This is a genomic window from Prosthecobacter sp., from assembly GCF_044226605.1.
Lineage (GTDB): Bacteria > Verrucomicrobiota > Verrucomicrobiia > Verrucomicrobiales > Verrucomicrobiaceae > Prosthecobacter.
Genome location: NZ_JBGAGS010000034.1, coordinates 11,186 through 31,330, shown reverse-complemented (window position 1 = coordinate 31,330; position 20,145 = coordinate 11,186). Strand labels below are relative to the sequence as shown.

The window sequence follows — 20,145 nt, the reverse complement described above, 5'->3', positions numbered from 1 at the left end:
CCATGCCTGAAAGCCCGGACAAACACCCCCATAAAATCTGGCCCTACCTCGCCACCATCAGCAGTGCCCTCGTCATGCTGCTGGCCTTTTTCATTCCCTCCATCCAGGACCAGTGGGACCGCTACCACTCGCGCCAGATCATCGGCCAGTATGTTTCCCTGGGCGATGAATTCATGGAGGAGGAGCGCTACGACATGGCCGAGACCGCCTACCAGAAAGCCTTCGAGCTCTCCCAGCAGACGCGCCTTGAGATCGAGATGAAACGCCTCAAAGCCCGCGTGCATCGCATGAGCATGCTCGTCGAGTGGGGCGCAGCGCCCCCAGATGATCTTGAGGAGGTGGACTTCCAGCTCCTGCTGCACATGCAGAAAGGCCATGAGAATGACAAGGAGCGCGCCTTCACGCTGAACAGCTACGCCTCCTACCTCGCAGGCTCCAAGAAGCTCAAGGAAGCCGAAGCCGCTCTCCGCCAGGCCCTCCTCCTCGAGCCCGCCAGCTCCATGCTCCATCTCAATCTCGGCAATCTGCAGGACCAGATGGGAAAGAAAGACGACGCGCTGAAATCCTACCTCAAAGCTTTGGAGCTGGACCCGAAGAGCCTGAATGCCCACTACAATCTCGGCCTGCTGTATGTGGAACTCGGCAAGTATGCGGAGGCCAGACACGCGTTTGAAGAAGCGCTGAAAATCGCACCGGATGATGCGGAAACCAAGCAGCAGCTCGACAAGGTGCGGAAGAAGCTCGGAGAGTGAGCGGGTGGATGGGAATGGCGTGAGCTTTGCCGGCAGTACGACAGACACTCCTGTCTGTCGATCAACGCCCACGCAGGGTCATTCGCCTTCGAATGATCTCACGCAACGCCAAGCGCATGATTTGGGTATGGCGTGTGCTCATCGGTGCTTGCCACACGCTGACCGACAGACAGGAGTGTCTGTCGTACTTTCCCCTCAAGCCGCGCTGAGGACGTTCGGGTGCCGTGGTGCCTGCCGCGCGCTGATAGCCAGAACTGAGGGGCTTAGCACTCCCTCCTCACGTCGCGGCCACCCAGCGCTGCCAGAACCTCAGCACGGGTGCCAGCGCAACGAAGCCCAGCGCAACCGTGACCGATGCACTGGACACCGCCAGCGCATCCACGATCACGATGCCTGCCAGCAGGAGGCCCACCGCTTCGCCGGTGCCGGCGCCGCCTTTGCGCAGCCTTTGGGTGGCGTAGGAGATCAGGATGGCAAAGGCCGCCAGAATGAGGATCTGCATGGGATACCCGCCCGAAGAGGCAAAGCGCGCCACAAACACCAGCGCCGGTGTGTACAGCAGCGCCAGGGCCAGCAGCATGGAGGCCGCGGGCGCCATGCCTTCCCTTTTGTGCTCCGACCGCGCTGCGAGGGTGATGCCCACCACATAGCAGCCGAGCGCAAAGGCCGCCGGCAGCGTGGCGATGAACCCGGCTGGCAGCGCTGCGGAGACTGCCGCCGCTCCGCCAGGCGCAGAAGCGGTCGCCGTCTCGGGCGCTGCCGGCTGGAGCCAGGCTTCCGGTGTCACAGCGCTGGCGGCCATCAGGTACAGAAGCAGCCGGCACGATCCCATGATGACCACGGAGCCCGCCCATTTCTTGTGGAAGAGATCGTAAAACACGATCGCCGCCACCAGCAGCGCCGTCACGCGCGGGTGCGCGCCATGCCACGCCGCCAGCGTGGCTCCGCCTGCCAGCAGCGCGATGCTCACGATCCACGCGGCGCGTGCGCTGACCTTCCCGCTGGGTATGGGGCGCTCCCTGCGGTGCTCGGTGTCAAACTTCACATCCGCCGCGTCATTCAAGATCATGCCGCCGGTGTACATCAGCGAGCCCGCGAGCAGGAGCCAGGCAAAGCGCGGATCGGCGGCCGCGCCACCGGCCAGCAGCCACGCAGCGGCGACGTTGGTCCAGACAGTGGGCAGATTGGAAATACGGGAGAGTTCGAGCCAGGGGCGCATGCCCACAGTCTTGAAATCCCCGGGGACAAATGTCGAACGGTTATTTCAGCATGCTGCGCACAAAGGGCAGCATGGAGGAGTACAGCGTGCTGCCATGAAAGCGGGAGAGCAGCTCGCTCACCAGCTCCGCGTCGCTGTCCACATCCGCGGGCAGCAGTTCCTCGTGCTTGTGGTCTCCGCAGGTGGAGTTCACGCGCACAAAGCAGGAGTCGCAGTCCCGGTGCACCTCGCCGCGGATGCCCTCCCCTTCCAGCACCAGCCCCTGCAGCGCAGGCCCGCTGTCCTTTTCGATCAGTTCGACTTCCAGGCTGGCCTTCAGCCGCTGGTTGATCCATGCGGCCAGCAGCAGCGCCGTGGTGCGCTGCCCATTGAGATGGGTGATCCGGATCGTCGTGAGCTTGGAAAAATTCCGGCAGGCCGTGGCGTCCTGAAAGCAGGTGGCCAGTGCCGTGCGCATGAAATGGGAGCGCGTCCACGCCAGATCGCGCACGTTGAACTCCTCCTCCCCCGCCTTCATCGCCGCCAGCAGCACATCAAACTGCCGGCCGGGATCTTCCCAGCGCGAGCTGTCGATCACCAGGGTGTCGATGCGGCTGTAGAGCCGCTCTTCGAAGTTCTTGGAAAGGTCCGCCTGCCACCACACCACCAGCGGCAGGTCGGAGTCCAGGTGGGCAAACACGATGTTCTGCACCTGCGTGGCGTCTCCGCCTTCGAGCACAAAGCTGATCTGCTCGCTGCACACCACCTGCTTGCCCTGGTAGGGACGGCAGCGCGCCTGGATCCAGGCCCGTGCACGCGGCGGCTGGGACTCCGGCAGTGCCAGGATGAGCAGCGCGCGGCAGGCATTCTGCGCGGCCACATTGTCCAGCAGCTCGTTGTCTTCGCTCAGCACGCTGCAGTCCTCCGTGTAGATCGCCAGATTGATCAGCGAGGCGCGGGTTTTCGCCTCGTCGCTCTCCCACAGCTTTTTCAGGGCGCGGTCGATGCCGGAGATGGGGGTTTCGAGTCCCAAACGGTCGAGGTCGGAGTCAAAGCTGGATACGGCAGGCATGCAGACAAAAAGTGCCGCAGGCGCGCCGCTTCACAAGGAAAGGTTTGAGCGTCGTTTCTCTGCCGCAAGACTACCCGCTGCAGGCCGGAATATTTGCGAAATCCTTCTTGCCATGACACGAGGACTCGGAGAATCATCCCGCTGTGAAATTCATTTTTCTTAAAAGATCGGGCCTTGTTCTCGGCCTGCTGCTGACTCTTGCAGCCATAGGAATCTTTCTCGCCCCCCTCCGCAAGGACGGCTTGCCGCGACAAAATTCTAAGAATACGCCAGCAAAAACGCCCGCTGCGCCCCTCGCGAAAAACAGCTTCATTCTGGACCGTGCGAAAAAGCGCGTGGAAGAGATCGACCACCGGGAGGCCAGCGCCGCCGCGCCGCGCCCCACGCGGCTGCAGGCCCTCACGGCTCTGCGCCAGGAAATCCCCGGCGTGCAGGTGGACTTTGACGCCATCACCGGAGCGCCCAGCAGCATCATGGCCACGGGCCGGTTTCTGACGAATGGGAAAGTGACTCCGCAGGACCCCTATGCGGCGGTGCGGGACTTTGTTTCCAAGCACGAGGCGCTGTTTGGTCATGGCACCGCGGCGCTGGAGCCCGGCAAATCACGGGTCACGCGTGAAGACGTTACGGCGCACAATGGCATGCGCACCGTCGTGTGGCAGCAGGAAGTGGCCGGGGTGCCGGTCTTCCAGACGATCCTGAAGGCAAACCTGACCAAGAATGGCGATCTGGTGACGCTCGGCAGTCATTTCCTGACGGACCCCGTGAAGGCAGCCGGAGATCAGGCAGCCCTGGTGGCAAAGCCGCCGCTGGATGCGGGAGACGCCCTGGCCACCGTGGCCGGCAATCTCGGCGGCGAACTGCAAAAGTCCGCTGTCGTCGCCACCGCCAGTCCCACGCAGGGCGCCGAGAAGGCGCAGAAGCTGACCGCCCCCGGCTATTCAGACACCACGGCGCACCTGAGCTGGGTGCCCATGAATGAAACCACGCTGCGCCTGGCCTGGCAGGTGGAGACGTTCAGCCTGCAGCAGAACGAAATGTTCCGCGTGCTGGTGGATGCGGAAAAAGGCACCGTGCTGGTGCGCCAGAGCATCACCAATGACATCAGCAACGCGAGCTACCGCGTCTATGCCAAGCCGGGCTTCCAGCCCTATGACAGCCCGACTCCTTTTTCCCCGGGGTACAACGTCCCCACGGCGACGCAGCCCGCTGAAGTCAGCCGCAATCTGGTCACGCTGGATGCCCTGAACACCACCGCCTCTCCGAATGGCTGGATCGATGACGGCGGCACGCAGACCTTGGGCAACAACGTGGATGCGCACACGGACACCAATGCCGACAACGTGGCCGACCTCCCCCGCCCCACTTCCGCCACGCGGAACTTTGACTTCACCATGGACCTCACCCAGGCCCCGTCCACCTACCGGGACGCGGCGGTGACCAATCTTTTCTACCTCTGCAACTACATCCACGACCGGTATTACTCCCTGGGTTTCACCGAAAGCGCGGGCAATTTCCAGACGAACAACTTCGCACGTGGCGGCCTGGGAAATGATGCCGTGCAGGCAGACGCGCAGGACGGCAGCGGCACCAACAACGCCAACTTCTCCACCCCTTCGGACGGCTCCCCGGGCCGCATGCAGATGTATGTTTTCTCCGACCCCACCCCCCAGCGCGATGGCGACCTGGACCACGAGGTGGTGATTCACGAATACACCCACGGCCTCAGCAACCGCCTCGTGGGCGGCGGCGTGGGCATCTACCAAAACCAGACCGAGGGCATGGGCGAAGGCTGGTCTGACTTCTACGCCCTCTGCCTGCTCAGCGAGGCCTCGGACGACCCCAATGGCAACTACGCCGCCGGCGGCTATGCGACGAAGAATCTCGGCGGCCTGGCGGAGAACTACTACTATGGCATCCGCCGCTATCCGTACTCGACGAACCTCACAAAAAATCCGCTGACCTTCAAGGACATCGATCCCGCCCAGGCCAGCGTGCATGCCGGCATTCCCCGCAGCAGCATCATCGGCAGCACGGCGGATGAAGTGCACAATGAAGGCGAAGTGTGGTGCGTCACGCTGTGGGAAATGCGCGCCAACCTCGTCACCAGATACGGCTGGGCCACGGGCAACCAGCTGGCGCTGCAGCTCACGACGGACGCCATGAAGCTCTGCCCGGTGAACCCGAACATGCTGCAGTCCCGCGATGCCATCCTGCAGGCCGACCTCGTGGGCAACGCCGGCGCCAACCGCAGCGAAATCTGGTCCGCCTTTGCCAAGCGCGGCATGGGCGCCAGCGCCTCCTCTCCCTCCAGCAGCACCACGGCGGGCCTGGTGGAGGCCTTCGACTTTCCGGATGATTTGAGCGTGACGCCCATCGCGGGCGTCACGGCTTCGGGCATGATCGGCGGCCCCTTCACCCCCGCCTCCCAGACCTTCACCCTTTCAAACACCGGCGCGGCTCCGCTGAACTGGACCGCTGCCAAAACTCAGCCATGGCTCACCCTTTCCGCCACGTCCGGCACTCTGGCAGCCGGTGCCAGCACCACGGTGGTGGTGTCCTTCAATGCCGCCGCCAACAACCTGTCCCCGGGCTCCTACACGGACAATGCAAGCTTTACCAACGTCACCAGCGGGGCCGTGCTCACGCGCAGTGTGAACCTGACGGTGGATCCCTTCACCATCACCGTCTTCAGCGAGCCGTTCGCCACCCCGTCGCTTGGCTCCAGCTGGACCGTCACCGGCACCAACTCCTACCGCACGCAGGTCACCAACGCGAACTTCCCGCACGCCGGCACCTACCACCTGACCATGGACTCCAGCGTGGACGGCAGCTACTCGCGCAACGAAGCCACGCTCACGCTCGACATGACCGGCCGCCACCAGGTGCAGCTGAGCTTCTGGGCCCGATCCTACAACGATGAAGGCGACGGCCCGCCCCCTTCCCCCTTCCCTGGCACGGGGCACGATTTCGATGGCGTGGCCATCAGCGCCGATGGTGGCAGCAACTGGTATGAAGTGCAAGGCCTGCGCTCGCTCACCGACACCTACACCAAATACGTCGTGGACCTCGATGCCGCCATGGCCGCCCACGGACTGACCTACGGCGCGAATTTCAAAATCCGCTTCAATCAGTACGACAACTTCGGCATCGATACCGACGGCATCGCCATCGACGACATCCTGGTGGCCGAGACCGTGAACAACACCCTGGCGCTGTCCCTGCCGGCGGCAGCCACGGAGGGAGACGCGCCCGTCACCGCCACGCTGTCCGTCACGCCGGCGCCCGGAGCCAGTGTCACCGTGTCTCTGAGTGCAAGTGATGCGGATGCCAGCGTGCCCGCCTCGGTGCTGGTGCCCGCAGGTGCCACCTCCGTGACCTTCCCCGTCACCATCAATGACGACGCCCTGCTCGATGGCACGCAGCCGGTCACCATCACCGCCACCGCCTTGACCTTCGTCCCGGCTTCCAAGGTCATCCTGGTGAATGACAATGAAACAGCCGCCCTCACGGTGACCGCCCCGGCCAGCGGCATCGAAGGCAGTTCGCCGCTGCAGGGCTCCATCGCCGTCAGCACGCCCGTGGCCACGGATGTGTCCGTGGCTCTCGCCTCAGACAATGCCTCGGTCCAGATTCCCGCAAGCATCACGATCCCCGCCGGCCAGACGAGCGCCCTCTTCTCCATCGGCCTGCCAAACGACAACCTGCTCAATGGCAGCCGCAGCGCGATCATCAGCGCCAGTGTGCAGAACTGGACGCCGGGCAGCGCCAGCGTGACGGTGTTTGATGACGAAGTGCCCGCGATCTCCCTGACCTTGAACACGGAGACGAATGAGAGCGCAGGCGCCAGCGCCCAGGTGGGCACCGTGACGCTCGGCGGCGTCGCCGTGAACGCCGTGACCGTCACGCTGGCCTCCAGCGACACCTCCGAACTCACCCTGCCTGTCTCCATCACCATTCCTGCCGGGCAAAACAGCGCCGCCGTGCTCGCCGGCATTGTGGACGACACGGATCTCGATGGCACACAAAACGTGACCATCAGCGCCTCTGCGCTCGGAAATCCGGCGGTGACAGGTGCCATCGCCGTGCGTGACAATGACGCGGCCAGCTTCGCGCTCAGCACTGTCGCCAGTCCGCAGCGGGAAGCTGCGCCCTTCCAGTTCACCATCACCGCGCAGGACATCAACGGCCTCACACTGCCCGCCGTGGCCGGACCTGTGACGCAGACAGCGGCGAACAGCTCAGGCCCCGTCAGCTACAACTACCCGGCGGCGAATTTTGTGAACGGAGTCTGGCAGCAGAATGTGAGCGTGACGGTTCCGGCCATGAATGTGGCCATCACCGTCACCGGACCGCAGGCCACCGCGCAGAGCAATGCCTTCAATGTGCTCCCGGGCCCGCACATTGCCGTGGCTCCCGCCTCCTTCACGCTGGACATCCCGCGGCAGTCCACCAAAACGCGCACGCTGACCCTCTCCAACAACGGCCTGGGCACGATGACATGGAACGCGGCCGGATCGAAAACGTGGCTGACGTGCACGCCTGCCAGCGGCAGTGTGGAGGAAGGGCAGTCCGCCACCGTGGCCGTCACTTTCAATGCCGCATCTCTTGCGGAAGGCACCGCCACAGCGCAGCTCGACATCACCTCCAACGACTACACAAATCCGTCCGTGCCGGTGCCCGTGACTCTGAATGTGACGCCTGCTGTGTCCAGTTTCTCATGGGACGCCGTTGCCTCACCGCAGATGGTGAACGCCCCCTTCCCCGTGACGGTTTCAGCAAAGGACGCCTCCGGTGCGACGATGACAAACTATGAGGGCACCGTCTCACTTTCCGGCGGCATTGGCGGCACGGGCACCAGAGGCACGCTGCTCAACAGCCCCGACTACAGCTTCACCTACAACAATGGCGCCTTCACTCTGGGCTACGCATTCACTCCATCGCGGGACATCACCGTAAACGCGGTCCGCAGCTACTCGGGTTCCAAAGTTTCCATCTGGACGGATGCCGGCGCGCTGCTCGTGAGCGCTGCCGTGACCGGGCCCAATGGAACGTGGACTGAAACTCCCCTGGGCAGCCCCCTGATTCTTCAGGCTGGCGTTACTTATCGCATCTCCTGTTTCACTGCTGGCGCGCCGTACTATGCCCGCACGGACATGTCACCCACCTTTCAGGACGGCACCATTGGAACGGGATATTACATCGTAGGCGACGCCTTTCCCACCGTGGTCGACAGTACTTATCGCTGGTTCGTCGATTTGAGTTATTCCGTCGGCACTCCGATTGCCATCAGCCCTGGCACGACGGGCTCCTTCACTTCCGGTGTCTGGTCGGGCAATGTTTCCGTGCAGCAGCCAGCCGTGGGAATGGCCATCACCGCCAGAGATGGCGCGAACCACACCGGCGTCAGCAATGTTTTCGATGTGCAGTCCCTTGGCTCGCTCGGGATCACTCTCGCATCTCAGGTCAGCGAAAATGCCGGCACGCTCTCCGGCACGGTCACGATCTCCTCGGCTCCCGCTGCGGATCTGGTGGTGGCGCTCAGTTCCAGTGTCACCAGCGCCGCAGTGCCGGCCGCCCCCACCGTCACCATTCCCGCCGGCAGCACCAGCGTTCCCTTCACGCTCAATATCATCAATGACGCCGTTCTCGATGGTCCGCAGACCACGCAGATCGGCGCCGTGGGCGCGGGTTATCTGGCGGCCAGCGTCGGCTTGATCGTGGCCGATGACGAGGGCGCCGTGCTGACGATCAACTTTTCCTCAGACACCTTTGCCGAAGACGCGGGGATCGTCTCCGGCACCATCTCCTCCAGTGCTGCACCCACGAACGACGTCATCGTGCAGCTTGCCTCCAGCGACACCACCGAGGCCATCGTGCCTGCCAGCGTCACTCTTCCTGCTGGCGCCACCTCCGTCCCCTTCAGTCTCACGGTGGTAGACGACACCGTGCTGGACGGGCCGCAGACAGCCGTGCTCACCGCCAGTGTGGCAGGCTGGGGCAGTGGCACCAAGTCGCTCACCATCACGGACAATGAGGCGCGCACTCTCACCATCAATGGCGTGCCCGCGAGCATCAGCGAAGGCGCAGCCACGCTCACCACTCCCACGATTTCTCTCTCGGGTCAGACAGCGGAGGACCTCGTCGTCACTCTGACGTCCAGCGACACCACTGCCCTGCCAACCCTCTCGGTCACCATTCCGGCAGGCTCCTCCTCGGCCGCTTTCAATCTGGATCCGGTGGACGACACGCTGCTAGATGGCACGCAGAGCGTCACGCTCACCGCCAGCGCGTCCACCTTCACCGGCAGTAGTGTGAACGTCGACGTGCTGGACGATGACGTGCACCACTTCGCACTCTCCACCATAGCCAGCCCGCAGAAGGAAGGCATCGCCTTTGCCTTCACCGCCACCGCAAAGGACGTCAATGATGTGACCATCATCGGCAATGTCGGCGGGCCGGTGCTTCTGACCGCCGCGGGAGATTCCGGAGCCATCAATGTCCAGCCCGGCGTGCTGAGTCCTTTCAACAACGGCGTGTGGACTGGAAACGTGCGCGTGATGGGGCCGGGAACCAACGTCAAGCTCTCCGTGGCCTCGCCCACAGCCACAACGCTGTCCAATGCCTTCGATGTCGCAGCGGGCCCCCGCCTGTTGGCCAGCCCGGCCAGCTTTGCGCTCAGCACCGCGCAAAATACCTCCAAGACACGCACGCTCACTTTGTCCAACACCGGAGTGTCTCCGCTGACGTGGAGCCTGAGCCAGACCTACGTGGTAAGCGCGGCTCCAGGACTTGAATTCACCGGCCTTGCGACACCACTTTCCAAAGATGAAGCTGATGCGCGCCCTCCCACCTCCTGGTCCCAGCCCCGCGCTGCCGAGGCCGGTGCGGTTGCGTCTCTGGGCTTCGGCAGAAATTTGGACGACTGCCTGGCGCAGATCAACGCACGCTATGCCGAGATCACCGCGCTGATCCCAAACCGTTATGATTTCAGCGAAGGCATCACCGGCAACTACATCTCGGATGGTGGCAACGACATGTACGATGGCGGAAACTACCTCAGCACCAATCTCGGCACCAACATCTCCTACTCCGACAACGTGGTCGCTGCTCCGGCCTCAAGCCTCGGCACAGGCGGCAGGTATTTCACGCGCAAGCAGCCCGGGCTGTTTGTCTTCGCGGCAGATGTCGCCGGTATCTCCAGCTTCGGCATCACCGGCAACTTGGGCGCGGACGGGAGTGGCTCTTCGGATGGTTCCGTGCTGACGGCGACGCGCGGCGGAGTCAGCTACAAGGGCTTTGTGAAGCGCGTGTACAACGCCGGCGACCCTTCGGTCAACCATCTCGTCATCGTCGCGGACAATGGCAGCGTGGCGCACTCCTATGCCACGGACACCAATGACGACCAGCACACCGTCACGGGTCTCACTGGAGTGACGCGGGTCTATTACCTGCTCTACGCCGGGCAGAGCGGCGGCTACATCAATGATGCGCAGACCACGGCCATCTTCACCAAATTCCTCGACATCGCCGAGGTGGCCAACTGGCTTTCTGCCACGCCCGCCAGCGGCACCATCGCCCCCGGTGGCAGCGCACCGGTGCAGGTGACCTTCAATGCCGCAGGCATGTCGCCGGGTGTTTATCAGGGCGGCCTGCAGATCACCAGCAACGACGGCCTGCAGCCGCAGCAGACCGTCTCCGCCACCATGACGGTCACACCGGGCCTGCACCACTTTGACTGGGACACCCTCCCTGCATCCCAGCCGGTCAATGCACCGATCACCGCCACCATCCGCGCCAAAGACTCCTCCAACAATCCCGTCACGGACTTTGTGGGGACGGCGGCTCTGACCGCCTTGAACACGGCCGTCACCGGCGAGACCACCGTCGGCACGGGCACCGGCACCACTTATTACATTCTGGACACCAGCTACCAGGTTCACCGCACCCAGTCCATCTACACGCCGGCGGAGGCAGGCACCGCGGGCAGGCTCTCAGGTCTCGCTTTGGACGTGGCGTCCCTCGGCTCCCCCACCACCAGTACTTTCACCGTCCGCCTCAAGCACACCAGCCGTGTGAACTACACCACGGACACCTCCTGGGAGGGCAGCGGCTGGACCGTCGTTTACACCGGCAGCAAGACCCTGGCGACAGGTCTGAACTACTTCACTTTCACCACTCCCTTCGACTACGATGGCTCCAGCAATCTGATGGTGGACATCAGCTTCTCCAGCAGCTCCTACGGCAGCGCTTCCTACTGCCGCTACACCGCGTCCGCCACCTCGCGCACCATTTACAACGGAGCGTATTCAGGCGATCCGCTGACCTGGAACGGCACGGGCACCTATGGGTACACCAGCACCTCCCAGCCCAACATCCGGCTGGTCAGATCCGGTGCCCCCGCCGCAGTCTCTCCATTGGCCACCGGCGCCTTCGTCAACGGCGTTTGGACCGGGGACATTCGACTGGGAGCGGCAGGCACGATAGCCGTCACCGCCACCTCAGGCAGCGTTTCCGGAACCAGCAACTCCGTCACCACCACCGCCACAGGCCCGACGCTCACGCTCACGCTTCCGGCCAGTATGACCGAAGGTCAGGGCACCCTGCCCAGCGCAGGCATGGTCAGCATCTCCACCCCTCCGGGCTCGCCGCTCACGATCTCGCTTGAAAGCCTGAACACCTCGGAGATCACCCTCCCGGCCTCGGTGATCCTCCCTGCCGGGCAGAACAGCGTCACCTTCGATGTGACTGTGGTGGATGATGCGGTGCTGGATGGGCCGCAAACCGTCCAATGCCGCGCCCTTGCCGTGGGCTACCCCACCGCCACCAGCACCAGCACCGTGACCGACAATGACAGCACCACGGTCACCGTAACTCTGCCCTCCAACGTGACCGAAGGACTGACCGCCCAGGGCACCGTGCAGCTTGGCGCCACCGCCGCGGCCGATCTCACCCTGACGCTGGCCTCCTCTCTCATCTCACGTGCCACCGTTCCGGCATCCGTGGTCATTCCCTCCGGTCAGACCAGCGCCACCTTCACCATCACCGCGCCGGACAACTCCATCATCGATGGCACGCAGACAGCCTCCATCACCGCCACCCTGGCCGGCTCCACTCCCGGAACCTCGACCATGCAGGTGATCGACAATGAGAGCACCAATCTCACGCTCTATCTTTTCTACAGCAGCGTGAGCGAAGGTGCCGCACCTCAGGCCTCCGCCGGTTATGTCTATCTCTCCGGCAGCGTCACCAGCCCGCTGACCATCAATCTGGCGTCCAACGACACCACCGAACTCACCGTTCCCGCCACCATCACCATTCCCGCCGGCAGTTCCTCCAGCAACTACTTCACCCTCACGCCGGTCAATGACAACCTCAAGGACGGCTCGCAGACGGTCACTGTCACCGCCTCGGCTTCCGGCTTCACTTCCTCCAGCTATAACATCACCGTGCTGGACGATGACGTGCACCATTTTGCCATGACCACGGTGCCCAGCCCGCAGGTTCGCAACGGCGCTTTCAATGTCACCTTCACCGCCCAGGACGTGAACAACGTGACCATCACAACCTATGCAGGCACACCCGCCCTCACTGCGGCGGATGGGGGGACTGCCCTGGCCATCACGCCTGCCACGCTCACCGGCTTCTCCAGCGGCATCAAAACCCAGGCTGTTTCCATCGGCAGCTATGCCACCAATGCCATCATCACCGCCACGGATTCTGCCGCGGGCACCACCAGTTCCAGCAATGCCTTTGCCGTCAGCTATGGCACCATGAGCCAGTTTGGCTGGAGCGCCATCGGCGCCCAGCAGGCTCCCGGAGTGCCCTTCAGCACCACCCTCACCGCCCAGGATGCTCAGGGAAACACCGTCCCGAGTTTCACCGGCACCGCCAGTCTTGGGGGCATCATCACCTGGGGGGAATCCGTCATTGGCACCGGGACCTCAACCTTCATCAAACCGTTCGACACCAGTTACGACGACAGCCGTTCGCAGATGATCTTCCTCCCCTCTGAAATCGGCGGTGCGCGGCTGCTGACCGGCATGACGCTCAATGTCACCAGCCTCCCCGGCCTGCCCATGTCCCGCTTCGCCATTCGCCTGAAGCAGACCTCCACCGCCTCCTACTCAGGCAGCGTCAGCTTTGACAACACCGGCCTCGTCACCGTGTATTCGAACCCCTCCGAAACCATTACCTCCACCGGCCTGAAGACGTTCACGTTCCCCACGCCGTTCAATTATGATGGCACGCAGAATCTGCTGGTGGACATCGTCTTCGACAACGCCACCTACGCCTCCGCCGGCACCTGCCAGGTCACCACCGCTTCGACTTCGCGGCACCTCTACGCCGGCGCTCTCTCCAGCTGGGGCTATGGAGATCCTTACAACTGGACCAATGTGGGCAACAACGTTACCTCGTCACTGCCCAACGTCCGGTTCCAGTACGGTGCCAACCTCGCTGTCACTCCCGGCACCACCGGCTCTTTCGTTTCAGGCGTCTGGACCGGCAATGTGACCGTCCCCACCAGCGTGGCCAGCATGCGGCTGCAGGCCACCACCGGGTCCATCGCCTCCGTTTCCAACATCTTCAGCACCAGCCCGCCGATTCTGTCCGTCACCCTGCCAGCCTCGGCTCTCGAGTCCGCAGGCACGGTGAGCGGCACGGTGTCCCTCAATATTCCCCAGGCCTCCGCCACCACCGTCACTCTCGCTTCCAATGACACCACCGAAGCCCAGCCAGCCACCTCCACCGTGACGATACCCGCCGGATCGACCTCCGTGGGCTTCACGCTCAACATCGTCAACGACACCCTTCGAGACGGCACCCAGAACGCCACCATCACCGCCAGCGCCAGCGGCTTTACCAACGGCACCGCCACCATCAGCGTCACTGACGATGACGTGGACAACTTCCTCGTCTCCGCCGTTTCCTCCCAGGTGCGCACGGCCGCATTCTCGGTGACCTTCACCGCCCGTGACGTGAACAACGTCACCATTCCCACCTACTCCGGCACGCCCACCCTCACGGCTCTCGATGGTGTCACTCCGCTCACCATTTCGCCCACCTCGATGTCAGGCTTTTCCAGTGGCACGAAGACTCAGAGCATCATCATCTCCAGCTTCGCCACCAATGCCGTGATCACCGCCACGGACCCGACCACCGGAGGCAAAGGCAGCAGCAATCTGTTTGCGGTGTCCTCCGGCCCCTTGGATCACTTCAGCATCAGTGCGGTTTCCTCGGTCCTTGCCAATGGATTCGCACAGCCGGTCACCATCACCGCGCAGGATGCTTCCAACAACACCATCAGCTCCTTCAATCAGACGGCCAATCTCTCCCTGTCCAGTGATCCGACGTTCAACACCTCCGGCACAAGCACCACGGTCTGGTCCATCCCCCTCGGCTCGCAAAGCCGCACGCAGCGCATGCAGGTGATCTACCTGCCCAGCGAGGTGGGCCCCTCGGCCCGCAACCTCAACAACCTGGCTCTATACGTCAGCACCGTGCCCGGCAGCACGCTCAGCAACTTCACCATCCGCATGAAGCACAGCGCGCTGACCAGCTACAGCACGGCCTCCTGGGACAGCAGCGGCTGGACGACCGTCTATCAGGGCAATCCGGCCATCAGTTCCTCCGGGTGGAAGCAGTTCGACTTCACCACGCCCTTTGCCTACAACGGCACCAGTTCGCTCATGGTGGACTACAGCTACTACAATTCCGCCACCGGCACCGTCCAGGGCTACGTGCAATACACCACCGCCTCCGCGACCCGCACCGTGCTGCTTCAAACCGACACGGACTACGCCAGCCCGCTGACCTGGACCGGCACGACCAACCCAACCCCCGTCAGCAATGTCGTGGTGCCCAATGCACGCTTCGGCTCCTCCAGCTTCACCCTTCCTGTGACCCCGACGGTCACCGGCAGTTTTACCAGCGGCGTGTGGAGTGGAAGCTTCACTCCTGGTGGCACGACGGCCTCCAGTGTCAGGTTGCGTGCCAGCAGCGGCGTTGCCTCGGGCGCCACGGGCAACTTCACGGTCAGCACCCCTGCCCTGGGTGTGACTCTGCCCGCTTCCGTTTCCGAAAATGGGGTCAGCGTTTCCGGCACCGTCACCCTCTCCTTTGCACTGCCGTCGGCGCTCACGGTCAATCTTGCCTCCAACGACACCACGGAAGCCCAGCCCGCCACCTCCACCGTCACGATCCCGGCCGGATCCACCTCCGCGTCATTCACGCTCAACATCGTCAATGACACCCTGCGTGACGGCACGCAAAGCGCCTCCATCACCGCCAGCGCCACCAACACCACCAGCGGCAGCGCCACCATCAGCGTCACTGACGATGACGTGGACAACTTCCTCGTTTCCGCCGTGGGCCCCCAGGTGCGCAATGCGCCCTTCGGTGTCACCTTCACCGCGCGCGACGTGAACAATGTCGTCATCACCAATTACTCGGGGTCCCCGGTCCTCACCGCGGTTGATGGCGCCACTTCTTTGACTGTCTCGCCGACGACGGTCAGCTCCTTCAGTGGCGGCACAAGATCCCCGAGTGTCACGGTCTCCAGCTTTGCCACCAACGCCGTCCTCACCCTCACGGATCCCGTCACCGGAGGAAAAGGTAGCAGCAGCAGCTTCGCCGTCACCTATGGCACCGCCGTCCAGTTTGGCTGGAGCACCATCACCCAGCCCACGGCGGGAGTGCCCTTCTCCACCACCGTCTCCGCCCTGGACGCCTATGGCAACACCGTGGGCAACTTTACCGGCAATGCAGGCCTCACCGCCATGAAGGCCACCAAGACCGGCACCGGAGCTACCAGCTGGTCCTACCCTCTCAGCCACACCGGATTCTCCAACCGGGCGCAGACCATCTGCACCGCCGCTGAGCTCGGAGCGGCCAAAGTTTTCCAGTCCCTGTCTCTCAACGTGGTCTCCTTCGGTTCTTCCGCAGACGTGGGAGTCTTGACCATTCGGATGAAGCACACCTCGAAGTCCGATTACACGGCGTCCGCATTGTTTGAGAACACCGGCTGGACCACCTGCTACCAGGGATCGACAGCGGCGTTTGCCGGAATGAACACCTTCACCTTCACCACTCCTTTCAGCTACGATGGCGCGCAGAACGTGCTGGTGGACATGTCCCTCACGACGGGCATCATCCCCGCCACCGCCTCGTCGAGCGCCACCGATGCGGGCGCCCTGCGTTCCATTTACGCCAATGCGCTTTCCGGCGATCCGCTGCAATGGTCCACGGCAGGCACCACCACCAACCTCCGTCCGGATTTCATTCTGGGTTCTGATCCGGGCTTCACCCCCAGCCCGTCTATCACAGGGGCTTTCGTTGCTGGAGTGTGGACCGGTTCACTCACAGTTCCCTACACCTCGAGCGTTCTTCTGAAGGCGCAGTCGGGTACCACGCTGGGTTTGAGCAACATCTTTAACCCGCTGTCCGCTGCGCCCCTCACCCTCTCCATTCCCGCATCTGCCGCCGAATCCGCAGGCGGCGTGACGGGCACTGTTTCCCTCCCGTCCACACAGGCCACCGATACCCTTGTCAGCCTCTCCTCCAATGATACCACCGAGGCCCAGCCAGCCCTGGCCACTGTGACCATCCCGGCGGGATCCATCTCCGCCACCTTCACGCTCAACATCGTCAACGACAGCCTCACGGACGGCATCCAGACCGCCACCCTCACGGCCACCGCCGGCGGTTTTGGCAACGGCGCCGCCGCGATCAGTGTGGTCGATGATGATGTGAAGTACCTCAGCGTCACCACACTCTCCGGCAGCGGCGTTGCCGGCGCCTCCTTCCCGCTGACTGTCGTCGCACGCACCATCGATGGCTACCCTGCCACTGCGGTGGACGGCACCTCCGCCACGCTGTCCTGCACGATCAGCGGCGTCGCCAATACCGTCACCCCGGGAACCACCACCGGCGGATTCTCCGGTGGACAGTGGAGTGGCAATGTCACCCTCGGCGGCGCAGGCATCGCCACCGTCACCGCCACCAGTGGCGCCGTCACCGGCACCTCGGGCGCCTTCCCCCAGTATAACTCCGGCGCTGGCACCGCCTCACGGTTCATCATCACCGGCCTGACCAGCGGCAGCCAGATCACTTCCGGAGCCGCCCAGGCCATCACTGTGCGTGCGGTGAACGCCTCCGGCACCACGGACATCAACTACAACAACCCGATCGACATCAGTGTGAACGCCCCGGGCATGGGCCAGGTGATGGTGGGAGACGGCGCGATCACCTCTGTTTATCCTTTCAACGGCGGCAACCATGACACACGCACCCAGGTGATTTACACCGCCGCGCAGCTCGGCGGCCGCGCCATGAGCCTGTCTGGTCTTGGCCTCAACATCGTCACCGCAGGCGGAACCTTCAGCAATTTCACCATCCGGCTCAAGCACACCACCAAGACCAGCTTCGCCGGCAGCCTCGCCTGGGACGCCGGCGGCTGGGTGACCGTCTTCCAAGGCTCCGTCACACCCGTTGCGGGCTGGAGCAGCTACAGTTTCAGCGCGCCTTTTGACTACAACGGCACGGACAACCTGATGGTGGACTTCAGCTTCGACAACAGCGCCACCGTCACCAGCGCCAGCGTGCGTCATTCGTTCGCCGATGCGGTGATGATGACCTCCGGCGGCGCCAACAGCACCAACGGCACGCCGGTATCCTGGGATGGCGGCTCCACTCCCACCGTGTCCGGCAGTTATTTGCAGCCTCAGCTCCGCCTGATGGTCAATGGCGGCGTCACGGTCACGCCCGCCCAGACAGGAGCCTTCGGCGGCGGCATCTGGGGTGGCAATGTCACTCTGACAGGCGCGGCCAAAGATCTGACTCTCACCGTCAGCGACAACTACGGCCGCACCGGCACCGTGGAGGCCCTCACCCTTGCGCCCGCTGCTCCCACCATCAATTCCGAGCCCTTCTTCAGCGGCGGCACGTCCAACACCGTCTCCTGGCCCTCTGTCAGCGGCGCCGTCAGTTATGACATCCAGGGCACGAACAACCCTGTGTTCACCACCTTTGCCCTGAACCAGTCCACCACCAGCCTCAGCGCCACGGCCACCTCCCTCGGCAACAATGTGCAGTACTGGTACCGCCTGCGCTACCTGCGTGCGCCCGCCTTTGGAGACTCCACCTGGTCGCAGACCCGCTGGGGAGATTTTTCATCGGACGCGCTTTCAGGCGTCACTGCAGACAAGGCTGCCGGCAGCGTGATCTTGGCGGCCACCGCCAGCTCCCCCACCATCGTGGTGGAGGACTTCAATGCCAGCGGCGTGTCCTGGAGCAATCTCTTCACCGTCCAGGGCGGAAACCCCGGCTACGCCTTTGGCCGCGGTCCCCTCTCCGCTGGTCCCAATACTTCGCCGGAGCTGCCGGTCAATCAGGGCGGAGACATGGAAGGCCGCATCACAGGCAGCTATGCCTGGTGCCTGGCTGCGGACACCGCTGCCAACAACTTCAGCGATGGCTCCATCGACGCCTACCTCTGCGCTGAGACACCCGCCTCTCTCATGTCTTCGGCGCTCATCCTGCGCGGCAGTGTTGTGAATGGAGTGCCGGTGGGTTATCAGGCGCAGGTCAGCTATACTTCAGCCACCTCCGCCACCATTTCCCTCGGCTATGTCGGCAGCGGCACTTTCGCCACTTTCCCCGCCGTGACCGTCTCCACTTCCGACATCATCCGCCTCACCCTCAGCGCCAGCGGGCCGCGGCTGATCCTCAATGCCTGGAAGGTCAGCGTCAGCGGCGGCAATGTGATCGAAACCCCCATCGTGAATGGCGGCTCCGCCAGCCTGGTGGCTTATGACAGCCGTTACACGTCCGGCCGAGCCGGTCTGAAAACCTTCAATGGCAGCAGCGCCACGCTGTTTGACAGCATCACCATCACCCGCGAGTCGCCCACTTACAGCTTCAATACGAGCACCATCACCTCCGGCACCATCTCGCCCTCCGTGCGCCAGCAGTGGGGCCGCCTGAACTACGGTGCCACCGTACCTTCCGGCGCCTCCCTCTCCGTCAGCGTGCTCGACGCCAGCAACAACGTGCTGGCCTCTTCCGTCGCCTCCGGCACCGATCTCAACACCCTGCCCGCCGTGGCCGCCGCCTCCGCCATCAGGCTGCGCGCCAGCCTTTCCACTTCGGACAGCACTGTCACTCCTCAGCTCAATGACTGGAGCGTGGACTACACCGTCGCTCCCGGCCAGACGGTTCCCAGCGTGTGGTCCAACACGGTCAGTTCTGTCCAGGATGCCAGCCCGCCTGATGTGACTGCGCTCGTCACCACCGTCAGCGGCACCACGGGCACTCTGCGTGGTACAGCCTTTGATCCCGCAAGCGGCGTCTCCAGCGTGACCGTGAATGGCACCCCGGCCACCACCTCCAATTCCTACTCCGCCTGGGCCGCAGCGCTCTCCGGCCTGCAGGAAGGCGCCAACACCGTGACCATCACCGCCACGGACAGTGTCACCCCGGCCAACACCTCCACCATCACCACCACCGTTTACCAGATCACCAGCCCGACTCAGGACTCCAACAACAACGGCGTCAGCAACCTCATGGAGCACGCCCTGGGCATTCCGGCCGGCACCGCCAACCCACGCAGCATGCTGCCCGCGGCCACACTGCAGACGGACGGAACCACAGGAGACAAATACCTCACCATGCAGTTCCGCCGCCGCATCCAGCGCACCGGCCTTTCCTACACCGTGGAAACCAGCAGCAACCTCGCCACCTGGGACAACACCGGAGCCAGCGTCCAGGTCATGAGCTCCACCCCCACGGGCGATGGCGTCACCGAAAACGTCACCATCCGCGTCACCCCCGCCATGAGCCCCTCCAACCCCAGCAAATTCGTCCGCCTCACCGTGACGACGAATTAGCAGGCGACAGGCCGCGCTGACGCATCACGCGCCAGCGTCCTGGGCATCGAACCTATTCCATGCTCCATCGCTGCCACGCCAAACCGCCCGACTTCGAGGAAGTTCGTACGCTCGAGTGTGTGCAGCACGCTCGCAGACGGGCGGGCTTTCGCCACACCCGTCCTACGGTACGGCGGGGACGTTCGCACGCCAAGGTGTTTGCGGAGCGCTGATGGACGGGCGGGCTTACGCCACGAC

The 20,145-nt window shown here is 63.7% G+C and carries 4 protein-coding genes; 2 read left to right on the top strand and 2 right to left on the bottom strand.

Annotated elements, in window-relative coordinates:
• The first annotated feature begins 2 nt into the window (after nt 1-2).
• On the top strand, nt 3-752 hold the full coding sequence (locus ACILSO_RS30305; RefSeq protein WP_395741244.1) for a tetratricopeptide repeat protein: 750 nt from the start codon (nt 3-5) through the stop codon (nt 750-752).
• A 277-nt stretch (nt 753-1,029) separates the two neighbouring features.
• Here the strand turns inward: ACILSO_RS30305 and ACILSO_RS30300 are convergent, their stop codons facing one another.
• Both ACILSO_RS30300 and ACILSO_RS30295 read right to left on the bottom strand, forming a co-directional pair.
• Nucleotides 1,030-1,971, bottom strand: coding sequence for a UbiA family prenyltransferase (locus tag ACILSO_RS30300; RefSeq protein WP_395741243.1), 942 nt, complete (start codon nt 1,969-1,971; stop codon nt 1,030-1,032).
• A gap of 40 nt (nt 1,972-2,011) precedes the next feature.
• On the bottom strand, nt 2,012-3,022 hold the full coding sequence (locus tag ACILSO_RS30295; RefSeq protein ID WP_395741242.1) for a glucose-6-phosphate dehydrogenase assembly protein OpcA: 1,011 nt from the start codon (nt 3,020-3,022) through the stop codon (nt 2,012-2,014).
• A 335-nt stretch (nt 3,023-3,357) separates the two neighbouring features.
• Here ACILSO_RS30295 and ACILSO_RS30290 point away from each other — a divergent pair, with 335 nt between their 5' ends.
• Nucleotides 3,358-19,908 carry a M36 family metallopeptidase gene (locus ACILSO_RS30290; RefSeq protein ID WP_395741241.1) on the top strand — a complete coding sequence of 5,517 codons (16,551 nt, stop codon included), beginning with the start codon at nt 3,358-3,360 and terminating at the stop codon, nt 19,906-19,908.
• The last annotated feature ends 237 nt before the right edge of the window (nt 19,909-20,145 follow it).